1 protein-coding gene and 1 pseudogene are annotated in these 1,774 nt (G+C 68.9%); both read right to left on the reverse strand.

Annotated elements, in window-relative coordinates; genetic code table 11:
* A pseudogene (locus RT567_RS16470) lies at window positions 1–188 on the reverse strand (cation transporter); the annotation flags it as partial.
* The coding region (locus tag RT567_RS16475; protein ID WP_313577276.1) for an efflux RND transporter permease subunit at window positions 185–1,774 on the reverse strand (1,590 nt) is incomplete at its 5' end. The gene RT567_RS16475 and the pseudogene RT567_RS16470, both read right to left, overlap by 4 nt.

A 1,774-nucleotide genomic window follows, 5' to 3' on the forward strand; every position in this document is an offset into this window, starting at 1 on the left:
CCGACCGCCAGGAAGCTGATCAGATAGACGATGGCGTCTGATCCGTTGTCGGCGGCGTTGGCCAGCAGGGCGCTGGACTCGGCGAACAGGCCGCCGAGTCCGAGCATGACGAACAGCAGGGCGTTCAGCACCAGCACGATCAGCAGGGTGCGGCGCTGAAGCCCCTCTCCATGATGCGATCCGCTCATTCTTCCACGCCTTCCGCCCTGCGGTGCTTGACGGCCTTGGCCGCGAAGGTCGGCAACACCAGCAACGTCAGGGCCGTGGCCGTCAACAGGCCGCCGATGACCACGGTCGCCAACGGCTTCTGCACCTCGGCGCCCGCCCCGCTGGCGATGGCCATGGGGATGAAGCCGACGATGGCGACCAGGGCCGTGGTCAGCACCGCCCTCAGGCGGCTGAAGGCGCCGAGCAGGGCAGCGTCGCGCGGGGCCTGACCCGCCTGCAACCGCTCGCGGATGGCCTGCATAAGCACCAGTCCGTTCAGGGTGGCGACGCCGGACACAGCGATGAAGCCGACCGCCGCCGAGACCGAGAAGGGCATCCCCCTCAGCAACAGCGACAGCGCCCCGCCGACCAGCGCCAGCGGCACGCAGGCGAACACCAGCCCCGCCTCCGCGAATGATCCCAGCGCCATGAACAGCAGGATGCCGATCAGGACGAAGACCACGGGGATGACCAGACCCAGCCGCTGCTCGGCCCGCTTCAGGTTCTCGAACTGTCCGCCCCATTTGAGCGAATAGCCTGTGGGCAAGCTGACCTGCTGATCCACCTGCTTCTGGGCGTCGGCGACGAAGCCGCCCAGATCGCGGCCGCGCACATTGGCCTGAACCACCATGCGGCGGCTGCCGTCGTTGCGGCTGATCTGGTTCTGGCCTTCCTTCACCTGAATGCGGGCGACCGAGGACAGGGGGATGGTCACGCCGCTCGCCGTGGTGACGGGCAGGGCGTTCAGGGCGGCGGGGTCGTTGCGTTCGGCGTCCGACAGGCGGACCACCACGTCGAAACGGCGGTCGCCCTCGAAGATCTGACCGGCCTCGGCGCCGCCGATCGCCGCCGAGACGGCTTCGGACACGTCGGCCGCCGACAGGCCGTAGTTGGCGGCGGCGAAGCGGTCGACGCTGACCGTCAGGGTCGGCAGGCCCGACGCCTGCTCCACCCGCACGTCGGCCGAGCCGGGCGTGTCGCGCAGGGCGTTGGCGACCTGATCCGCCGTGGCCTGAAGCTGGGTGAAGTCGTCTCCATAGACCATGACCGCCAGATCGGTGCGGACCCCGGAGATCAGCTCGTTGAAGCGCAGTTCGATCGGCTGGCTGAACTCGAAGCTGTTGCCCAACTGGGCGGCGGAGGCCTTTTCGATGCGGGCGATCAACTCCTCCTTCGGCAGCTTCGGATCGGGCCATTCCTTGCGCTTCTTCAGCACGATGACGGCGTCCGAGATGTTCGGCGGCATGGGGTCCACCGCCGCCTCGGCCGTGCCGGTGCGCGAGAACATGGTCTTCACCTCGGGCTGGGCCTTGATGGCCCGCTCCAGCGCCATCTGCATGGCGAGGGACTGCTCCAGCGAGGCCGAGGGCACGCGCAGGGCCTGCATGGCGATATCGCCCTCGTCCAGCGTCGGGATGAACTCTCGGCCCAGGGTGGTGAAGGCGAACCCGCCGACGACGAGGGCGCCGAGCGCCGCCGCCAGCACCGTCTTGGGGTGCGACACGGCGGAACGGATGGCCGGTTCGATCCAGCGGCGCGCGTGGCGCAGCAGGAAGGTCTCATGCTC

The sequence above is a fragment of the Brevundimonas sp. genome, assembly GCF_032107865.1.
Classification (GTDB): Bacteria; Pseudomonadota; Alphaproteobacteria; order Caulobacterales; family Caulobacteraceae; genus Brevundimonas.